General features: G+C 59.3%; 20 protein-coding genes. 18 read left to right on the top strand and 2 right to left on the bottom strand.

What is annotated here, in order from left to right:
* Positions 1-228: 228 nt before the first annotated feature.
* Together VGR81_04470 and VGR81_04465 are read left to right on the top strand one after the other, a co-directional pair.
* A complete protein-coding gene (locus VGR81_04470; protein ID HEV2288188.1) occupies positions 229-3,138 on the top strand; it encodes an AMP-binding protein in 2,910 nt (969 codons plus the stop codon).
* Between the two features lie 226 nt (positions 3,139-3,364).
* On the top strand, positions 3,365-3,859 hold the full coding sequence (locus tag VGR81_04465) for an outer membrane beta-barrel protein (GenBank protein HEV2288187.1): 495 nt from the start codon (positions 3,365-3,367) through the stop codon (positions 3,857-3,859).
* A gap of 32 nt (positions 3,860-3,891) precedes the next feature.
* Here VGR81_04465 and fabV read toward each other — a convergent pair whose 3' ends face one another.
* Complete coding sequence (fabV, locus tag VGR81_04460; protein ID HEV2288186.1) at positions 3,892-5,088, bottom strand: enoyl-ACP reductase FabV; 1,197 nt, start codon at positions 5,086-5,088, stop codon at positions 3,892-3,894.
* Positions 5,089-5,236: 148 nt separating this feature from the next.
* Here fabV and VGR81_04455 point away from each other — a divergent pair, with 148 nt between their 5' ends.
* From VGR81_04455 to argJ, 10 genes are all read left to right on the top strand, one after another.
* A complete protein-coding gene (locus VGR81_04455) occupies positions 5,237-5,599 on the top strand; it encodes an energy transducer TonB (protein ID HEV2288185.1) in 363 nt (120 codons plus the stop codon).
* A gap of 85 nt (positions 5,600-5,684) precedes the next feature.
* Entirely contained in the window at positions 5,685-6,170 is a 486-nt protein-coding gene (locus VGR81_04450) for a hypothetical protein (GenBank protein HEV2288184.1), read from the top strand.
* A complete protein-coding gene (gene argC, locus VGR81_04445; GenBank protein ID HEV2288183.1) occupies positions 6,167-7,201 on the top strand; it encodes an N-acetyl-gamma-glutamyl-phosphate reductase in 1,035 nt (344 codons plus the stop codon). Before VGR81_04450 ends, argC begins: the two co-directional genes overlap by 4 nt.
* Positions 7,198-8,028, top strand: a complete 831-nt coding sequence (argB, locus tag VGR81_04440; GenBank protein HEV2288182.1) for an acetylglutamate kinase — start codon at positions 7,198-7,200, stop codon at positions 8,026-8,028. Before argC ends, argB begins: the two co-directional genes overlap by 4 nt.
* A gap of 8 nt (positions 8,029-8,036) precedes the next feature.
* A complete protein-coding gene (locus tag VGR81_04435) occupies positions 8,037-9,374 on the top strand; it encodes an aspartate aminotransferase family protein (protein HEV2288181.1) in 1,338 nt (445 codons plus the stop codon).
* Between the two features lie 2 nt (positions 9,375-9,376).
* Positions 9,377-10,324: an ornithine carbamoyltransferase gene (argF, locus tag VGR81_04430; GenBank protein ID HEV2288180.1), complete on the top strand. Its 948-nt coding sequence runs from the start codon at positions 9,377-9,379 to the stop codon at positions 10,322-10,324.
* Positions 10,325-10,334: 10 nt separating this feature from the next.
* Positions 10,335-11,528 carry an argininosuccinate synthase gene (locus tag VGR81_04425; protein HEV2288179.1) on the top strand — a complete coding sequence of 398 codons (1,194 nt, stop codon included), beginning with the start codon at positions 10,335-10,337 and terminating at the stop codon, positions 11,526-11,528.
* Positions 11,525-12,934 (top strand): argininosuccinate lyase, encoded by a 1,410-nt coding sequence (gene argH, locus VGR81_04420; protein ID HEV2288178.1) that lies wholly within the window; start codon positions 11,525-11,527, stop codon positions 12,932-12,934. The genes VGR81_04425 and argH overlap by 4 nt, the downstream gene beginning before the upstream one ends.
* Positions 12,931-13,443, top strand: coding sequence for a GNAT family N-acetyltransferase (locus tag VGR81_04415; protein ID HEV2288177.1), 513 nt, complete (start codon positions 12,931-12,933; stop codon positions 13,441-13,443). Before argH ends, VGR81_04415 begins: the two co-directional genes overlap by 4 nt.
* Positions 13,440-14,651: a bifunctional glutamate N-acetyltransferase/amino-acid acetyltransferase ArgJ gene (argJ, locus tag VGR81_04410; protein ID HEV2288176.1), complete on the top strand. Its 1,212-nt coding sequence runs from the start codon at positions 13,440-13,442 to the stop codon at positions 14,649-14,651. The genes VGR81_04415 and argJ overlap by 4 nt, the downstream gene beginning before the upstream one ends.
* 39 nt (positions 14,652-14,690) lie before the next feature.
* Here argJ and thiI read toward each other — a convergent pair whose 3' ends face one another.
* Positions 14,691-15,944: a tRNA uracil 4-sulfurtransferase ThiI gene (gene thiI, locus VGR81_04405; protein ID HEV2288175.1), complete on the bottom strand. Its 1,254-nt coding sequence runs from the start codon at positions 15,942-15,944 to the stop codon at positions 14,691-14,693.
* A 284-nt stretch (positions 15,945-16,228) separates the two neighbouring features.
* Between thiI and VGR81_04400 the strand changes: the two genes are divergently transcribed.
* The 6 genes from VGR81_04400 (at position 16,229) to yidC (ending at position 19,661) form a co-directional block, all read left to right on the top strand.
* Positions 16,229-16,498: a hypothetical protein gene (locus tag VGR81_04400; GenBank protein HEV2288174.1), complete on the top strand. Its 270-nt coding sequence runs from the start codon at positions 16,229-16,231 to the stop codon at positions 16,496-16,498.
* Between the two features lie 80 nt (positions 16,499-16,578).
* Positions 16,579-16,881 carry a hypothetical protein gene (locus VGR81_04395; protein ID HEV2288173.1) on the top strand — a complete coding sequence of 101 codons (303 nt, stop codon included), beginning with the start codon at positions 16,579-16,581 and terminating at the stop codon, positions 16,879-16,881.
* A 168-nt stretch (positions 16,882-17,049) separates the two neighbouring features.
* The gene (gene rpmH / locus VGR81_04390) at positions 17,050-17,190 is read left to right on the top strand and encodes a 50S ribosomal protein L34 (GenBank protein ID HEV2288172.1); all 141 of its coding nucleotides are present in this window, start codon (positions 17,050-17,052) and stop codon (positions 17,188-17,190) included.
* A gap of 34 nt (positions 17,191-17,224) precedes the next feature.
* Positions 17,225-17,587 carry a ribonuclease P protein component gene (gene rnpA / locus VGR81_04385; GenBank protein ID HEV2288171.1) on the top strand — a complete coding sequence of 121 codons (363 nt, stop codon included), beginning with the start codon at positions 17,225-17,227 and terminating at the stop codon, positions 17,585-17,587.
* The gene (gene yidD / locus VGR81_04380) at positions 17,584-17,904 is read left to right on the top strand and encodes a membrane protein insertion efficiency factor YidD (protein ID HEV2288170.1); all 321 of its coding nucleotides are present in this window, start codon (positions 17,584-17,586) and stop codon (positions 17,902-17,904) included. Before rnpA ends, yidD begins: the two co-directional genes overlap by 4 nt.
* Positions 17,905-17,906: 2 nt before the next feature.
* Positions 17,907-19,661 (top strand): membrane protein insertase YidC, encoded by a 1,755-nt coding sequence (gene yidC, locus VGR81_04375; GenBank protein ID HEV2288169.1) that lies wholly within the window; start codon positions 17,907-17,909, stop codon positions 19,659-19,661.
* Positions 19,662-19,685: the final 24 nt, after the last annotated feature.

Raw genomic sequence — 19,685 nt, 5'->3', positions numbered from 1 at the left:
CCTCGCTGATTGGGCCCGCGAAAAACGGCGGACACCACACCAGAGGCTATCACAGCACGCACTCACACGCCGCTACAGACGGCCACGAAAGCCGGCGCGTTTCAGAGGAGATTTTTGAGGAGAGATTTAGGCAGGCCTCGCTTGTTGAAGCCGCGTCGGCGGAGTGATAGCCTCGTCCCAGCCAGCAAGCGGAATACTGCGCGACGTTCGGCGCAGCGAAGATTTCTTGTGAGCTCCTCTGCAACAAAACTCGAACGCGCCACCGCCGAGCAAGCCATCCGGGAGATTGTCGAGCAGCTTCTGGGAGAACTCGGTAATCCAGGAGCGCTTGAAGAGTTTGCCCGCAAGGAGTCTGGAGCCCATCTCGAACGCGACTTAGGACTGGGCAGCCTGGAGCGCGTCGAACTGATGCTGCGGCTCGACAAATACTTTTCCGTACACCTCCCGGAAACGGTGGTCGCGGAGGCAGACACGGTTTCGGATCTGGCTCAAGCTGTGCTGCAGCAAACCGGCCGCGCACAAAGTGACAGCCATTATGATGCCGTCAGCGCGGCGCCGAACGTCGTGCGGCAAGCTGGCTGCCAAGGAATCGCTGAAGAGTTGCGCGAAAAACTTGCCCGCGCGGAAACGCTGACGGAAATCATCGGCATCCGCGGTCGCGCAGATGCCGATGCAGCGCATATTTACCTCTGCGAAGAAGACGGCGGCGCGCGCACGATTACCTGCGGTGAGCTCTTCACGCGCGCTACGGCCGTTGCCGCGGAGCTAACTCGCCGCGGAATTGCTCCGGGTCAGACGGTCGCCATCATGCTGCCGACCTCGGCGGAGTTCTTCTGGACGTTCGCCGGCACTCTGCTTGCCGGGGCGATTCCCGTGCCAATTTACCCACCATTTCGCGCCGATCGCATTGAAGAATATGCAGCGCGGCAGGCGGCAATTCTGCGAAATGCCGAGGCGAGGCTGCTCGTCACGTTTCGGCGGGCAGAGAGCGTGGCGAAGCTGCTCGAACCGCAAGTGAAATCGCTGCGCGCAGTGGTGACGGCCGAGCGCCTGGCTTCATCCGGTGGCCCTGTCGCCCCGCCCGAATCGGAGACTCGCCCCGTGGAGATAGCGTCACACCGTGCCCGCGCCGATGAGATTGCACTGCTGCAATACACGTCTGGTTCTACAGGCAATCCGAAGGGTGTTGTCCTGACGCACGTGAATCTGCTTGCGAATATTCGTTCTATGCGGGAAGCCGTCCACATCCACGAGGATGATGTGGCCGTGAGCTGGCTGCCGCTCTACCACGATATGGGACTGATCGGCGCGTGGTTTGTCCCGCTGGCGACCAGGATTCCCGTTGCCATACTTTCGCCTCTTGCGTTTCTGAGCCGGCCGGAGCGATGGCTCTGGGCGATCCACAATCATCGAGGCACGCTAAGTCCCGCGCCAAATTTCGCGTATGAGCTTTGCGTGCGAAAAATTGCAGAGACAGATATCAAAGGACTGGATTTGAGCTCCTGGCGCGCGGCGCTGAATGGCGCCGAGCCTGTTCGCGCCGAAACAATCGATCGCTTTGTCGAGAAATTCTCGCCGTATGGATTTCGTCGCGAGGCTCTATTGCCGGTGTATGGCCTCGCCGAGGCCTCGCTTGGCGTGGCAGCGCCGGCAGTGGGCAGCGGAGCGCGAGTGGACCAGATCAATCGAACGCGATTTGAGAATGAGGGACGCGCAATTTCGGTGGCGGATGATACGGCGAGTGTCATCGAATTTGTCTCCGCCGGCAAACCCTTGCCGCAAATGGAAGTGCGCATTGTGAACGCTGCAGGGCAAGACGCCGGCGAGAGGGTTGAAGGCCGGTTGTTTTTTCGCGGGCCTTCGGCTACCTCCGGCTATTACAGAAATCCTGAAGCAACGCGCGAACTGGTGCGCGAAGATGGCTGGCTCGATTCCGGCGACCTCGCCTACCTTGCCGATGACGAGGTTTACATCACGGGCCGCGCCAAAGACATCATCATCAAGGGCGGACATAACCTTTATCCCCAGGAGATCGAAGAAATCGCCGGACGCGTCAAGGGTGTTCGCACCGGATGCGTGGTCGCGTTCGGCGTACCCGACAAAACGAGCGGCACCGAACGACTTGCCGTCGCGGCCGAAGCGCGCGACCTAAGGGAGCAGGAACGAATTGCGCAAGACATTACGCGGGAAGTCAGCGAGGCGCTGGGGCTTCCGCCCGATATCGTTGTGATTATTCCCGCCCATTCCATCCCAAAGACCTCGAGCGGAAAGCTCCGCCGCAGCGAGACGCGCAAGCTGTATCTCGAGGGAAAGCTCACTAAGGCGCCGGCGCCCGCGTGGTTGCAAATCGGCAAACTGCTGGCGCATGGCGCCTTCCCGCGAGCCGTTTCCGCGGCGAAGAAGGTAGGCCGCCGCGGCACTGAAATTCTCTATGGCGTTTACGCGCTCGCCCTTTTTGGCATCGCAACATTCCTGGTCTGGGCATTTTTGATTCCGACGCGGAGCCGCAATTTCTCCGCAGGAGTCGTTCATAGAGCGTCGCGCATTCTGCTTCGGCTCGCGGCGATTCGCGTTCAGATCGAAGGATCAAAAGTGCTCAGCGAATGGACGCACTCTGCGCCGTGGATTTTTGCACCCAATCATTCGAGCTATCTGGATATTCTGACGCTGCTCGCGATTCTCCCCGCTCGTGCGCGCTACGTGGCCAAGGGAGAAATCGCGTCTATGCCGCTTGTCAATTTAATTGCCAGACGCAGCGGACATTTTGCCTTTGAGCGCGCAAGCGCCCAGGCGCGCATCGCGCAGGCGGAGGAAGTGAACGAAGCGCTGCGCCAGGGCGACTCCGTGGTCATCTATCCCGAAGGAACATTTACCGAGATTCCCGGCATCCGGCCCTTTCAACTGGGAGCCTTCAAAGCCGCGGTGGACACGGGACGGCCAATCTGCCCGATTGCGCTGCGCGGCGCACGCGAACTGCTGCGCGACAAAACATATCTGCCGAAGCCCGGACGCGTCACCATAACCTTCGGACCGCTCATTTATCCTCGCGCAGGAGAAAGCGACTGGCACGAAATCGTCCGCTTGCGTGATGAAACGCGTGAAGTCATCGCCCAAGGCGCAGGCGAATCGCTCCTCTGAGTAACCTGTTGCACCTGCTCACGCTATCTTCGATTTCTACATCGAGAACTCCGTCCTGATCGGTTGCACGTCTGCGCACATGCGCAAGCAAGGCCGCTCTTGCGCTGGAATTCTGCGTTAGTCTGATTCTGGGGTCAGAACCGCAGGCGAATCCGCCGCGCGCATCCACGCGAAAAAGAGCCATTCCTTGCCTGGCTGTGACTCGCGCACAACGGAGGCAAGCACAATGCGCAAGATTGCTCTCATCTTTGGGTTATTTTTGGCGGCGCCACTGGCAACACAGGCTCAGAGAATTGACGTGTTCACGGGCTACTCTTTACTACGCGTTGACGAAAATCCCTCTAATATTTCCATGAATGGGTGGGAAGGTTCCGTCGAATACAAATTCAGCGATTATTTGGGAGTCAAAGCGGACTTCAGCGCGAATTACGGCACGATCCTCGGAACAAAAAACATGAATATTCATGGATATTATGTGGGGCCGGAGCTGCGCTTGAAGAAACGCATTTCCCCATTCGTGCATGTCCTGCTTGGCGACACGCGACTCAGCATTCCCGGAGAAATTGGCAATCACTTCAGTGTGGTGCTTGGCGGCGGCGCGGACCTCCGCATAAACGACTTGCTCTCGATCCGCCTGATTCAGGCGGATATTCCCACGGGAAATCTGGTATCCACGTCAGTCGATGGACGAATCTCCACAGGACTCGTTTTTCACTTTTAAGCCTCGAAGCGACGAAGGTTAGTCGCGGCGCGCTACCACGACAGCATGGTTTCCACCGGCGCGGAATAGTCCACTCCATCCACTTCGAATCCGAAGAGCGAGCGGAAGTTTCTTTGAAATCCGGCAAAATCGCTCAGTTCGCGCAAATTCTCCGTCGTCACTCTCGGCCATAGCGAACTGACTTCCGTCTGCACGTCGGGGCGCATCTCGCGGTCGTCCAGGCGAATGCGATCCTCGCCGTCGTACTTAGGAGTCGCATCTTCCGCGAGAAAATCGAAATAGAGGCGGCGCATCTGCTCGAGTGCGCCTTCGTCAAGTTCCTTCTGCTTCATCACGCGAAAAAGCAAACTCATGTAAAGCGGAACGACGGGAATCGCAGCGGAAGCCTGAGTGACAATCGCTTTGTTCACGGCAATGCGCGCCTCGCCGCCCAGCTGGTTTCGCAAACGTGAGTCCAGTTCGTGCGCGACGCGTTCAAGGTCTTTCTTCGCTCGCCCGATTGTGCCGTCGCGATAAATCGGCCAGGTCATTTGCGGCCCGATGTAGGAATACGCCAGTGTGCGAGTGCGCTCGCCAAGCAGTTCATGCTCCATGAGCATGTCGATCCACATCTTCCAATCTTCGCCGCCCATCACCGCAACTGTGTCGGCAATTTCCTGCTCCGTCGCAGGCGGGATCTTCACTTCGCTGACCTTTTCAGAATCTAGCTCTACCGTTTTATTCGAAAATGCTTGGGCGATCGGCTTCAGAACCGAGCTATACGACGCGCCCGTACGCGGATGAATGCGCTTCGGCGCAGCCAGACTGTAAATAATCAAGTCGAATTTTTGTATGTCCCTGCGCGCAATGTCGCCGACTGCACGCTTTGCCTCATCCGAAAAAGCGTCGGCGTTCACGCTGGCGGCGAAAAGCCCGTCTTTGCGGGCCATTTCATGAAAAGCGGCTGTGTTGTAAAAGCCGGCTGTCGCCGTCTTGTTTCCTTCCGGCGCACGCTCAAGGCAAACACCCAAAGTCTTTGCTCCGAACCCCCACGCGGCAGCGATACGCGAGGCTAGCCCGTAGCCCGTCGAGGCACCGATGACAAGCACATTTTGAGGCCCGCGCCGCGGAGGCCGCCCCTGAGAACCGATTGCCGCGATTTGCCGATCGACATTGCGGCGACAGCCCTCCGGATGCGCATTCACGCAGATGAAGCCGCGGGAGCGTCGCTGGACAACTTGCTGAGGCATGCCATTCCTTTCCGAAGCTGAACGCTTAAGTCAGCAGCAAGCAAAACCCATTCGGCGACGCACTGTCAAGTTTCAGGAAAACGGCTTGCCGTGGTGTACCCGCGATACGCGCCAATTCATCTAACTAAATAAAGACAGAGGAGGCACTATGCGCCGCATCATCTTGTTCGCCACTGTGGTTCTCCTGAGCGCTCTCGCTCCAGCCGCTTTGAACGCGCAGGCGCAAAAACGGCCCGAATTCGAACCGCCGCAGATTCTCATGACTGCGGATGTGGTGTATCCGATCACGAGCGTTTCCTGGGGCACCGTCGTGCTCGAAGTGAATATCAGCGCGAACGGAAACGTCGAGTCCGTGAAAGTGATTCGTGGAATTCCGTCGCTCACGGAAACGGCTCTCACGGCGGTCAAGAAATGGAAGTTCCGTCCGGCGAAATTCGATGGCCGTGCAGTTCCGTCGAAGCTTCCCGTGGCGTTCGCGTTTGTTCCGCCGAATGTCGGACCACGGCCTTAAACGTCCGTTTCCTCCGAGGACATCGCCCGGATGAACTCCTGCATTTCTGTGTTGACACGCCCTTCCTGCTCTCGTATAAATATGCATGAGCATGCATATTCAAACAGCTGGCCAAATGGCGATGAGTACGCACAAGCGATTCCGCCAGGGGCAGATTCTGAAGCTCGTCGGCGCGGAGCCGGTGGCCAACCAAGACGACCTGCGCCGCAAGCTCAATCAGATGGGCATGCGCGTGACGCAGGCTACGCTTTCGCGCGATTTGCGCGAGCTGCGGCTGGTAAAAACCGCGGAAGGTTACCGTCCCTTGAGCGCCGCCGCGGAAGAATCTGCGCCTGTGCCGCAGCTTGCGCGGGCGCTGCGGGATTTTCTCCTCGACGTGCGACCGGCGCAGAACATGCTTGTTCTGAAAACTCCGCCCGGCGGCGCGCAGCCTCTTGCCGCTGCCGTGGATGGCGAGCACTGGAAGGAAGTCGCCGGCACGCTCGCGGGTGACGATACGGTTCTGATCATCACGCCTTCGCGCACGGCGCGCGCGGCAATCCAAAAGCGTATGGAGGAATTGTTCCGATGAATGACCCCTCGCGGGTCGCAGTGGTCGGAGCAACCGGCTACGCTGGATTCGAACTGGCGCGACTTCTGCTGCGGCATCCGAAAATCGAAAAGCCGACCTTTTATCTTCGCGGCGATGGCGCGACGGCGCGCTGCCTTACGGAGATTTTCCCGCAATTGCGCGGATGGGGCGAGGCTTCGTGCCGCCCGCTATCAGTGGACGCCATTGTGAAGAGCGGTACGGCGACCGTGTTTCTCGCCACGCCTCACGAGGCTTCGCTCGAGCTTGTTCCCGAACTTGTGAGCGCGGGCGTCCGCGTTGTCGATCTGAGTGGCGCATTCCGCTTTCGCGAAGCGCAGATTTTCTCGCGTTGGTACAAGCTACCTGCGCCAGATGGTGCGGCATTGAATCAGGCTGTCTATGGGCTGCCGGAGCTTTATGCCAGTCACCTCCCGGGCGCGAAGTTGGTTGCGAATCCGGGCTGCTATCCAACGTCCGTGATTTTGGGCCTGCGGCCGCTGGCCGAAGCGAATTGGACTCACGCTGGCCGCGGCGTCGTATGCGACTGCAAATCCGGGGTCAGCGGCACGGGCAAAGAGCCGAAGCGCGATACGCATTTCGTCGAAGTGAATGAAAATTTCCGCGCCTATGGCGTCTTCACGCATCGCCACACGCCGGAAGTGATCGAGCATTCCGGCATTCCGGGCGAGCAGCTGATTTTCACCACGCATCTGCTTCCTCTCGAGCGCGGAATTCTCTCGACGCTGTACGTCTGGCTCAACGAGCCGCGGCGCGCGGATGAAGTCGAAGCTCTCTACCGCAAGTTCTATGCCGGGCGGCCGATGGTTCGCGTCTGGGCGGCAGGAAAACTGCCGGAATTGCAGCACGTCTCGCGGACGAATTTCTGCGACATCGGTTTCGTGCTCGATGAATCGGGCGAGCGCCTGGTGGTCGTTGCGTGCCTGGACAATCTCGGCAAAGGCGCGGCGGGGCAGGCGGTACAAAATTTTAATCTCATGCATGACCACTCTGAATCGCTGGGGCTGATATGAGACTTGTGATCAAGATCGCGGGAGCGCTGCTTGACGACGAAGCGGCGGTGAAGTCGCTGGCGCGGCAGATTGCCGACCTCGCCAAGGCCGGCCACGAATTGCTGGTGATTCATGGCGGCGGCAAGATCTTTACAGCCACACTGGCGCGCATGGGAATCACAAGCCGTTTCGTCGGCGGACTGCGCGTCACGGACCGCGAAACGCGCGATGCCGCGGTGATGGTCTTCGCCGGCCTGCTCAATAAACGCCTGGCGGGAGCTATTTCGCTTGCGGGGCAGACGGCGGTAGGCATTTGCGCCTCTGATGCGGCGTGCTTCACGGCCGAGCCGATGATTCACGAAGGCGATGCGGGCGGCTTGGGCTACGTCGGCTATTTGACCGGCGTGAACGTCGATTTTTTTAGCTCGCTCTGGCGTGCGGCGATCGTTCCTGTAGCGTGCTGCCTCGGCCTGGGCTCGGATGGAGAGCTCTACAACATCAATGCGGACCACATGGCCGCGGCAGCGGCGGAGTATTGCCAGGCGGACCGGCTGATTTACCTCACGGACGTCGCAGGAGTTCTCGACGGCGAAAAAGTGCTGGATAAAGTCACGGCCGGAGATGTCGAAGACTTGATCCGACACAGCAAAGTTTCTGGCGGCATGATTCTGAAGCTTGAAGCGGCAAAAAGAGCGCTTGCAGGCGGAGTGAGCCAGGTGCGCATCGTTGGTGGCACACGCCAGCACGCGCTTCTCTCCGCCACGAAAGGGGCTAAAGGCCCTGGGACACGCATTCTGGGGATGCCTCCTCTCGTGGAAACCAAACTCGCGGCCCGCGCGGCTCGATAGGAAAGACGATGACGCGGAAGACAGCCAAGGCATCTCCAAAAACGCCAAAATTCAACGCGACGCGTGCGCTGCGCCAAGCCGATCAGCATCTCGTCGGCACCTATCGCCGGCCGGAAATCGTATTTGTGCGCGGCAAAGGCTGCTGCCTCTACGATGCGCGCGGCAAGGCCTATCTCGATTTTCTCGGAGGTATTGCGGTCAACGCGCTCGGGTATTCGCATCCGGCGTTGGTGCGTGTGATTCGCCGAGAAGCGGCCCGCGCGATTCATCTTTCGAATTTGTTTCACAATCCTTTTCAGGGGCCACTGGCGAGCAAACTCGCGGAGTGGTCCGGCTTGGATCGTGTTTTCTTTACGAACAGCGGCACGGAGGCCATCGAAGGCGCGCTGAAGCTGGCGCGCGCATACGCAAAGAAAAACGGTGTGGCGGGAGCAAGACCCAAGACGCGGTTTCTGGCGTTGGAGAATTCTTTCCATGGCCGGACGTTCGGAGCCGTTTCCATTACGTATCCGGCGAAATATCGCGAGCCTTTCGAGCCGCTCGTGCCCGGCGCGGAGTTTGTGCGGTTCGACGATTTGGCAGATCTCGAGAGCAAATTCGACGACATGGTTTGTGCCATCGTCATTGAGACGATTCAGGGCGAGGGCGGGATTTATCCGGTCAGCGAAGCTTTTTGGCAGCGCGCCCGCCAGCTCGCGACGCAACAAGGCGCTGTAATGATTGCCGACGAAATTCAATGCGGGCTCGGGCGGACGGGCCTGAAATTCGCATATCAGCGCTTCTCCGCCAAGCCCGACGTCGTGACGGTCGCCAAGCCGCTGGCCGGCGGACTGCCGCTGGGCGCGTTTATCGCAGGCGAAGAATTTGCCGCCGCGCTGACTCCCGGGATTCATGGCACGACATTCGGCGGCGGACCGCTGGTCTGTGCTGCTGCACTGGAATTTCTGGGGGTCATCGAGAAAGAGAAACTGCTCGAAAACATCAGAGCGCGCAGCGAGGAATTGCAGGCCGGCTTCAAGAAACTTCGGTTGCGCTTCGATTTCATTCGCGAAATTCGCGGCGAAGGCCTCATCCTCGGTTTGGATTTGGCCATCGAAGGCGCACCAGTTGCCGAAGAGGCCTTGCGGCGCGGCCTGATCATTAATTGCACGCACGAACACATTCTGCGTTTTCTGCCGCCGTTCAATATCCGCTCGCAGGATGTGCGCGAATTCTTGAAGAAACTGGAAGTGGCGCTCGAAAAAGCTCCAAAGAAGGCATGGAAGCCGGCCGAAACCGGACACACGCAGCAAAATTTCAAATTCGAAGAGGCGGCGCACGCGAAGGCGAGCGCCGCAGCGAGGTAATCATGGCCGTCGCCGCTGCTCCAACCGTTGCGCCTCTAACGCACGATCTTTTGACCGGCTCCGAATGGGTCCCGGCTCAGATTCGCGAACTTTTTCATCTCGCGGCGGACATCAAAGCGCGTCCGGAACGATATCGCAGCGCGCTTGCAGGACGCTTCCTCGCCATGATTTTCGAAAAGCCGTCGCTGCGCACGCGCGTGACGTTTGAAGTCGGCATCGCCAGCATGGGTGGCGGCGCGGTGTTTCTCGATCACACGCAATCGCGCCTCGGTGAACGTGAATCGGTTGCCGACGTTGCGAAAAATCTCGACCGCTGGGTGCAGGGCATCGTCGCGCGGGTCTTCGAACAAAGCGTCCTCGAGGAACTGGCGCAAAATGCTTCGATTCCGGTCATCAACGCGCTTTCCAATCGCTATCATCCCTGCCAGGCGCTCGCTGATTTTTTTACGCTCGAGGAGCGCTTCGGCAGCGCGCGCGGCATGAAGTTCGCCTACGTGGGCGATGGAAATAATGTGTGCCATTCGCTGATGATGCTCGGCGCGCGGCTGGGAGCGCATGTGCGCGTCGCAACGCCGGAGGGCTACGAACCGGATGCGGCCATCGTCGCCGATGCGCGGCGTGCGGCACGCGAAACGCGTGGAAAAATCGAGATCCTTCGCTCGCCGGAGGAGGCCGTCGCCGGCGCACAGGCCATTTATACCGACGTCTGGGCCAGCATGGGCCAGGAGAACGAAGCGGCCGCGCGCGAGAAAGTCTTTGCGCCCTACCAGATAAGCGAATCCCTGATGGAGCACGCTGATCCAAACGCCGTTTTCATGCACTGCCTGCCCGCGCACCGCGGTTCGGAGGTCATGGGGGGCGTCATTGATTCCCCGCGTTCCATCGTCTTTGATCAGTCGGAAAACCGTTTGCACATTCAGAAAGCAATTTTGCTCACCCTGCTTGGCTAAGGAGAAACCGTTGGCGAAAAAAGTTGTCCTGGCATATTCCGGAGGGCTCGATACCTCCATCATCATTCCGTGGCTGAAGGAAAATTATCATTGTGAAGTCGTCGCCATGATCGGCGACCTCGGACAGAAAGAAGATTTGGAAGCGGCACGCCGCAAGGCACTTGCCACCGGCGCAAGCGCGGCTTACGTCGAAGACCTGCGCGAAGAATTCATCACGCGCTACATCTGGCCGACACTGCGCGCCGGCGCGGTCTACGAGCACAAGTATCTGCTGGGCACTTCCTTCGCACGGCCGATCCTAGGACGGCGCCAGGCGGAACTCGCCCGCAAAGTCGGCGCCGACGCCGTGGCCCACGGCTGCACGGGCAAAGGCAACGACCAGGTGCGCTTCGAACTCGCCGTGAAAGCCATCGCGCCGGAAATGAAAATCATTGCGCCATGGCGCGAATGGAAAATCAATTCGCGCGAGGACGCCATCGCCTACGCGCGCGAACACAATATTCCCATCGAGCAAACTACGAAAAACATTTATAGCCGCGACCGCAACATCTGGCATTTGAGCCACGAGGGCGGACGCCTGGAAGATCCCGCGAACGCGCCCGAAGAAGCCATGTGGCAGTGGGTGGTTTCGCCAGCGGCTGCGCCGAACGCGCCTGCGGAAGTCGAAATCGGCTTCGAAAGTGGTGTTCCGGTTTCGGTGAATGGGAAAAAACTCGGCGCGCTGGCCTTGCTCGAAGAGCTAAACGACATCGCCGCGAAAAATGGCGTGGGACGCATGGACATTGTGGAGAATCGCCTGGTGGGCATGAAATCGCGCGGCGCATACGAAACGCCGGCGGGCACTTTGCTCGTCATCGCGCATCGCGAGCTCGAATCCCTTTGTCTCGACCGCGAGACGCTGCATTACCAGCAGCATTTGGCGCTGCGCTATGCCGAAATGGTTTATTACGGAATGTGGTTCACTCCGTTGCGCGAGGCGCTCGACGCATTCTTTGCATCCTCGCAGAGCCGCGTCACGGGCTCGGTTGGGCTGAGCCTGTTCAAGGGCAATGTCGATGTCACGTCGCGCAAGTCGCCCTATTCACTCTATCGCACGAATTTGGCGAGCTTCACAATGACTGGCTACAACCCGAAGGACGCCGAAGGATTCATCAATCTTTTCGCGTTGCCGATCACGGTTCCCATGGAGAGCGAGGCGCGTTGAGCGAAGCGGCACAGAAGAAAATGTGGGGCGGGCGGTTCGACCGCGCTCCAGACCAGGCATTCTACGATTTCGAAGCCTCCTTTCGCTTCGATCGCCGGCTGCTTCCCTTCGAGCTGCAGCTCGACCGCGCCTGGGCGCGCGGCCTGGAAAAAGTCGGCATTCTGAGCGACGATGAAACCAGGCAAATCCTGGCTGCGCTCGACCAGATTGAAAGGCGCTCCCTTGCTGAGCCAAAGTGGCTCGATGCGTCGAACGCGGAAGATGTGCATCATTTCGTTGAATCCACGCTGACGGAAATGCTTGGGCCTCTGGGACAGAAGCTCCACACGGGACGCAGCCGCAACGAAATGGTGGTCACGGAATTTCGCATGTTCGTCAAATTCGCTGCCAGAGAAACGCGCGCCGCAGTGGCCGCGCTCATCGAGGCCTTTCTCGCTCAGGCAGAGGCCAATTTCGGCGTGCCCATGCCCGGCATGACGCATATGCAACTGGCGCAGCCGATTCTGCTTTCGCATTTCCTGCTTGCGCATGCGGAGGGGTTCTTCCACGATCTCAATCGCCTGGCGTTTGCCGTGAACACTTCCGATGCATGCCCGCTCGGCTCGGGCGCGCTGGCGGGCTGCGCTTTCCCGGTGGATCGCCGCGCCATGGCCAATGAGCTGGGATTTGCGCGCGTCACGCGAAACAGTCTCGACTCCGTCAGCCGCCGTGATTTTCCGCTCGACTATCTTTACGCGCTTGTGGTTCTCGCCAGCCATCTTTCGCGCCTCGCGGAAGACATGATTCTTTTCGCGTCGCCCGGTTTCGGCTTCGTCATTTTGCTGGACGAATATTCGACGGGCAGCAGCCTGATGCCGCAGAAGAAAAATCCAGACGCATGGGAGCTGATTCGCGGAAAATCCGGCCGCGTCACGGCAGCGCTCATCGCTTTGCTGGTCACGATGAAAGGATTACCGACGAGCTATCAGCGCGATTTGCAGGAAGACAAAGAGCCATTATTCGGCGCGCACGATGAAGCACTGGCGATGACGCGCATTGCGGCAGGAGCCATCGCCGCGGCAAAATTCGATGCTGCGAAACTCCGCGCCGCAGCCCAGGACCCGGCATTGACGGCGACGGAAGCCGCCGATTACCTCGTCGCGCGGGGAGTTCCATTCCGGCAGGCGCACGAAATCATCGGCAAGCTTGTTCGCGACGCGGAAGGCGATGCGCGGGGTTTCGGCCACTGGCCAGTCGAAAAGCTGAAAAAATATTCGCCGGCTTTCGGCGCGGATTTTGCGCAGGCGCTGACGGTCGATGGCTCGCTGGCGCGCCGCAGCGCCTCAGGAGGGACGGCGCCAAATGCCGTTCGCGCGGCTCTTGACGAAGCGAAAATTCGCCTCGCCGCGCAGGAGAAATTGGTATGAGGTCGCGGCGCGCGCGTCCCGGCGATGCTGCAGCGATTCACGCGCTCATCGCGTACTATGCCGCGCAGGGCATTTTGCTGCCGCGCACGGAAGAAAACGTGCGTGAGCGCGTTTCCAGCTTCCTTGTCCTCGAAGAAAAATCTCAAATCGTCGGCTGCGTGTCACTGGAAAGCTACGGGCCGGATCTCGCGGAAATCCGCTCGCTGGCCGTGAGCCCGGATATTCGCGGGCGGGGCCTCGGCGCGCGTCTTGTGCAGTTCGCCCTTCTGGATGCGCGGCGCAGAAGGATTGCCCGCGTCTTTGCTGTCACGCATGCGCCTGCATTTTTCGAGCATCAAGGTTTCGCAGCCTCCTCGCGCCGGACGCTGCCGGAAAAAATCGAGCGCGACTGTTCGGTTTGCCCAAAGGCTCGTCGTTGCCGTCTGATCGCTGTCATCGCCAATGTTCTGCCCGAGCGCTCCGCATTGTCCATTCTTGATAACGTCGCGTCGCCCGTTCCGGCCGCATGAAATCGCGAATCTCCACGTTGCTCCTGCCTCGCGGCTTCTCGTTTTCCGCTGTCGGCTGCGGACTGAAAAAATCAGGACTTGATCTGGGCCTGATCGTCAGCGAAACGCCAGCCGCGGCCGCTTGCGTGTTTACGACCAACCTCGTCAAGGCCGCACCGGTGGTCGTGTCGCAGGCGCATTTGCGTAAATCGGCTGGCAAGATGCGCGCGATCATAGTCAATTCCGGAAACGCCAATTGCGTCACCGGAACCGCGGGATTGCAAGCTTCGCGCAGGACCGCAGTTGTGACCGCGAAAAGACTCGGGTGCCAGCCGGAACAAATCCTTGTCTGTTCGACAGGCGTGATCGGCTTGCCCATTCGCGTGGAGCGAATCCTCCGGACAATTCCCGTGCTTAGTACAAATCGTTCCGAGCATCCTGCTTCCTTCGCCCTACTTACGCGCGCCATCATGACCACGGACACGCGTCCCAAATGGGCTGCAGCGAATTGCCGAATTGGCGGCAAGACTGTGCGCGTCCTCGGCTGCGCCAAGGGCGCGGGAATGATTCATCCGAATATGGCCACGATGCTTTCCTTCATCGTGACGGACGCTGCTGCGGTGCCTGCTGTTCTCTCTCGCGCGCTGCGCGAAGCCGTCGCGGGAACCTTCAATTCCATCACCGTCGATGGCGATACATCGACAAACGACACGCTCGCGCTGCTTGCCAACGGCGCTTCCGGCGCTCCCGCGATTCGCGCGGGCACTGCCACTTACAAGAAATTTCGTGCAGCGGTCGAATCCGTTTGCCACTCGCTGGCGCTGCAAATCGTCGCGGATGGCGAAGGCGCCCATCGCGTGGTCGAAATCGAGGTTCGCGGCGCGCCATCCGATCGCGTGGCGGATCAGATCGCCCGAACCATCGCTAATTCGCCTCTCGTCAAGACCGCGCTCGCCGGCGGAGATCCAAACTGGGGGCGAATCCTGGCTGCAGCGGGGCGCGCTGGAGTGCATTTCGATCCTCAGCGGGTAGAAGTTCGCATGGCCGGCATCCTGATGTGCCGCAATGGCGTTGCGCATCCGTTTGGCGAACGTGCTGCGCATCGCAAATTGCTCGCGAAGCATGTCCCGATTGTCGTGGATTTGCACGCTGGCCGCGGCCACGCGCGCGTCTGGACGTGCGATTTCACCGGCGACTATGTGCGCATCAACGCCAGTTACCGCAGCTAGAATCCCGCAGGAAAATAGATTGGAATCGCAGCGTGCGGCTTACGCGATTGCCGCATCTTGCTTCAGCTTCTGTGAACGCGGCGGGACTTCCTTGCGTTCCACGCGCCCGGCGGCATAGCGATAATGTTCCAGCATCGCCGAACTCACGCCTTGCTGCACAAGCTGCGGCACGTCAAGTTTCGTTTCCGCGGCATCCAACTCGGCGGCGCTCGCGTGCAGCACAGGGCTGCGCGGCAGGAAAATCGGACAGCAATCGTGGAATGGTTCGGAAGAGATATCGTACGTCCCGATTTTTCGCGCGATCTCCAGGATTTCCATTTTGTCTGTTCCCACCAGCGGGCGAAAAACGGGCAGCTTCGCCGCTGCTTCCACGGCGATCATGTTGCGCAGCGTTTGCGACGCCACCTGCGCCAGACTGTCGCCTGTGATCAGTGCCAGCGCCTGATCGTGCTTCGCCAAGACTTCGGCGATTCGCAGCATCATTCGCCGATAGAGCAGCACGCGGCAATTCTCCGGCGCATAGCGAACAATTTCGCGCTGAATGGCCTCGAACGGCACCCGATAGAGCTTCGCCGTAAATTGCCAAGGCACAAGCTTCTCCACGAGCCCGCGCGCCACGTGCACGGACGATTCGCCGGGCCGCGCGCCCGTTCCGTAAAAATGAGCGAACGAAAGATGCGCGCCGCGCTTCATCATCTGGTATGCAGCCACGGCGGAGTCGAATCCTCCGGAAAGCAGGCACATCATCTTTCCCGCCGTGTTTGCTGGCAGTCCGCCTGGACCGGGAATTTTCCGCGCGTAGACCAGCGCGGGACCCGAGGTGATCTCGATTCGGCAGGTGACGTCTGGATCGTTCAATTTCACGCGCGCACGGCGGCCAGCAGCGGCAAGCTGGTCTTCCACGTAGCGCCCCACAACTCTCTCGATTTCCGAGCTAGGATGGGGAAAGGATTTATCGCTGCGGCGCGCGCGAATGGCGAATGTCGAAAACTGCAGCGGCTCGATTTCCTTCCACGCCGCGCGGCACAGCGCACCGAGGTCCAGTTCGACCGGCTGGGCAACTGCGTAGTAGGCCAAGCCGGTAATTCTCGCCACGCGCGCAAGCACCTCTTCGAGCGACGCCCCTTTCCCGAGGCGCACGACGATGCGGTCGTTCGGCCGTTCCACTTTTTCAATCGGGATTCCTTCCAAACCTGCGCGCACAGCCCGGGAAAGCTGCGAGGCAAAATATCGCCGGTTGCGGCCCTTCAGCCACAGTTCATGATAATGAATGACAACCGCAGGTTGCGTCATGCCCCACAATTCCCTTGCAATGCGTTGGTTTCAGTATACCAGCCACGGCGGCGACCGGTTAGATCCGCGTGCCGTTCGGAGGACAAAATGGCCCAAAATTCGTGTGTCGGAATGGTTCCTAACCATATCGAAACACGACCTCACGCTGAACGACTTTTCTTGACAGCGGGGGTTACAATTCACGGCACTAGCACGCGCAGTCCACAGGACATGAGGACATGGCGCCTGCGACGCTGTATCGAAAAACCGCATCTAAGAACTGCGACGGTAAGGGGGAGGATCCAATGTGGGTCCGCCGAGATTGGGACGATTTTTTCAACCGCATCCGCAAGCGCGGCACGGCGGTGCAGCCGCCTCGGCCCGTGGACCGATCGGCGCGGAATCGCTTGATTCCCGCCGAAGGCTATAGTCTAGCGGAACTTGACGATGCTGGATTGAGCCTGGAACAGGCCGAAGTCCTTGGTTTACCGGTGGATGCCCTCCGTGTAGGTAGCGATCAGGCCAATGTCACCGCACTCCAGATGTTCCTGCGCGCCAGCCGGACCCGCTACTAGGCAGCTTTCTTCTTACGCTCAATATAGGTACCCGTACTCTTGACGTTGTGACCGAAATCGGTAAACTGCCCTTTCGCTCTATGGCGACACAGCTCAATCCGGCAGCGATCCAAGTGGTCCTGGACCACCCTCTGCGCGAGCTCGAATTCCCGCAGCGCGAGGCGGCCTTCTTCTACGGCCTCTTCCTCCGTGGCCATTCCGCCGAAGAGCTTCGCCGCGACATTGAAGTCCCTGCCGCCGTGCTGGCGAAGTGGGATCGTGAGGCCACGCGCCAGCCGGAACAGCGCGTCGTTTTCCAGCGTATGCTCGAATATCGCCGCCACGTGCTGGCGATCTTCGATTCGCTCGTCGGCTTCGACGCCAAAACGCAGCGTCTGCAGTAACTCCCGCTTTATTTCAAATTCCGTTCACACCGGCCAGGATTCCTTGACCCATTTTGGAGGGTCGCATACACTACCTATTTGGGTCATCGAAATTGCAGTGAGCAGAGCGTGCGCTCCTGCGAATAAACTGAGCCAGGCGCGGGAAAGCGCCATGTAAGGAGAGAATCGTTGCCGAAGCGCACTTTTCAACCGCATGTTCGCCGCCGCCACAAGAAGCACGGATTCCGCGCGCGAATGAAAACCAAGAGTGGACAACAAGTTCTTGCCCGACGCAGAAAAAAGGGACGCCACAGCCTTACCCGCGTCTGAGCGCCCGAAAGCCAATCGAGAGAGCGGCGATGCAGTGCCCAAGCGCCTGCGCCGGAATTTGCCGCGCGAATGGCGGCTGGTACGGCGAGCGGAGTACGAAGCTGTTTACCGTGGAGGCCGCCGGCGGTCGAATCAGACCTTTGTGATTTTCGTGCGACCCAATGGGCTCGCGCGCGACCGTTTCGGCATGAGCGTGAAGAAAGCGCTGGGCAATGCCGTGTTGCGCAATCGAATCCGAAGGCGCATTCGAGAGATTTTGCGGTTGCATCGCGAGGAGATGCCCGCCGGGTGGGATATCGTGATTCATCCAAGCAAAACCGTGGCCACGCTGAAGTTCGCGAAAATCGAAGCGGAACTGCTTTCGCTGATTCCTCGCGAGAAGCGAGCGGCAGAGTGAATCCGAAACGCGCCGCGCGGTGGCTCGCGCTCTTTCTCGTGCGCGTATATCAGGTTTTCCTGGGGCCTTTCTTTGGCGGCAACTGCAAGTTCGAACCCTCCTGCTCTCACTACACGCATCAAGCCATCGAGCGATTTGGCGCGGCGCGTGGAATCTGGCTGGGGGCGAAAAGGCTGCTGCGCTGCCGTCCTTTTTCCACTGGCGGATACGATCCGTTGCCGGAAATTTGGCCTGGCGAGAGCCTGAATGAAGATTCGAACCACGCATCCGTAACCGCCCATTCGTTGGAACAGCACACCTCAGGAGTTGCGCGTTGAGCATGAGCGACGAGCAACGAATGGGCCTGGCCATCATTTTGATGGCCGCCGTTTTGATCCTCTGGTCGCGTTTTTTCAAGCCGCCCGTCCCGCAGAAGCCGCCTGAAACCAATCCTCCCACTAATGTGCAGCAGCCAGCGCCCGGACAGCCTTCGCGGCCCGTTATAGCGTCTTCTTCAGCACCGGCTACGCAGCAGACGACAATTCCTGTGCAGCAAGCGAATGGCGAAGAAACTGTCGCCGTCGAGAGCGGACTTTACCGCGTCGAATTGTCGAACGTAGGCGGCGTGGTCCGCAGTTGGAAGCTCAAGAAATACCGCAACAATGAAACTCCACCGAAGCCGCTTGAATTGGTGAATTCCGCGGCGGCAAAGCAGCTCAACGCATGGCCGCTCTCCGTTTGGCTTGACGACCCGAAACTCGACGCGGTGGCAAACTCCGGGTCCTATGTTGTCACGCAGCGTGTCACTGCCCCGGTTTCCGGATCGTCAAAAGCGGCCGTTGAAACACCGGTTCCAAACGGCGCCACACTGCAAGCGCCCGTGGAAATCGTTTTCGAGTGGAGCAATGGCCATCTCCATATCGTGAAGGCATTGAAATTCGCCGCGAATTACGAGGTCGAGCTGGACGTTTCCGCTTCGTTTGACAAGCAACCCATCCCGTTTGGCATTTCCTGGCGCGGCGGATTCGGTGACCAGTCGGTCCCCAATGCGGCCGCGCTCACGCAGGTTTTTTACAGCGAAAATCAGAAAGTCGTGCCGCTGACATACAAGAAACTCGGCGTGAAAGATCATCCCGAAATTCCTGTGCAAGTCTCAGGCTATATGGACGCCGCGGGCATCGAGGATACGTTCTTCACCGCGGCCTTTCTGTCGCCTCAGCCGGGAATCGCTCTGTGGGATTGGACGCAATATCAAAACCTCACGGAAGACGGCAAAACTTCGCAACAGCCTGTCGTGGAAATGGCCGCTGGGCCGCAGGCACCCGGCGCATGGAATACGCGCCTGTACGTCGGCCCGAAGGAATTTTCGCAACTCGACCATCTGAATCCGCCGCTGACAGGTCTGGTGCAATACGGCTATATGAGCTTTATCGCCAAGCCACTGCTGTGGACTCTGAATTGGATTTACAAGTACGTGCCGAACTACGGCTGGGCCATCGTTCTGCTCACCATCGTCATCAACATGGCCCTCTTTCCACTCAAAATAAAGGGCTGGCAATCCACCAAGCGCATGCAGAAAGCCATGCCGCGCATCAAGGCCCTCCAGGAAAAATACAAGAAGTATTCGTTGCGCGATCCACGGCGGCGCGAAATGCAAGAGGAGATGTCCGCGATCTATAAGGAAGAAGGCGCGAATCCGATTTCCGGCTGTTTGCCGCAATTGGTTCAATTCCCGATCTGGTTTGCTCTTTATCGCATGTTGCAGTATTCGATCGAGCTCCGCCACGCGCCCTGGATCGGATGGATTCACGATCTTTCGGCCCGTGATCCTTATTACATTCTGCCAATCCTGATGACTGCGGCGATGTACTTCATGACCAAGATGACGCCAACGCCGACCGTCGATCCTGCACAGCAGAAAATGATGGCGCTGATGCCACTGGCCTTCGGATTTCTCTTCTTTTTTTACTCCAGCGGACTGGTTCTTTATATTTTCACCAGCAGCGTCGTCGGCATCCTGCAGCAATTGTATTTGAACAAAAGCGATCCGCTTCCCTCACGCAGTCCCTTCAAAAATAAGCCGCTCAAAGCGTAGCCCTGCGCGCCCGCGCTATCCGTC

It is taken from the genome of Candidatus Acidiferrales bacterium (assembly GCA_035934015.1).
Classification (GTDB): Bacteria; Acidobacteriota; Terriglobia; order Acidiferrales; family UBA7541; genus DAHUXN01.
Note: the sequence above shows the minus strand (reverse complement) of the source record. Positions and strands in the feature narration are given on the sequence as shown.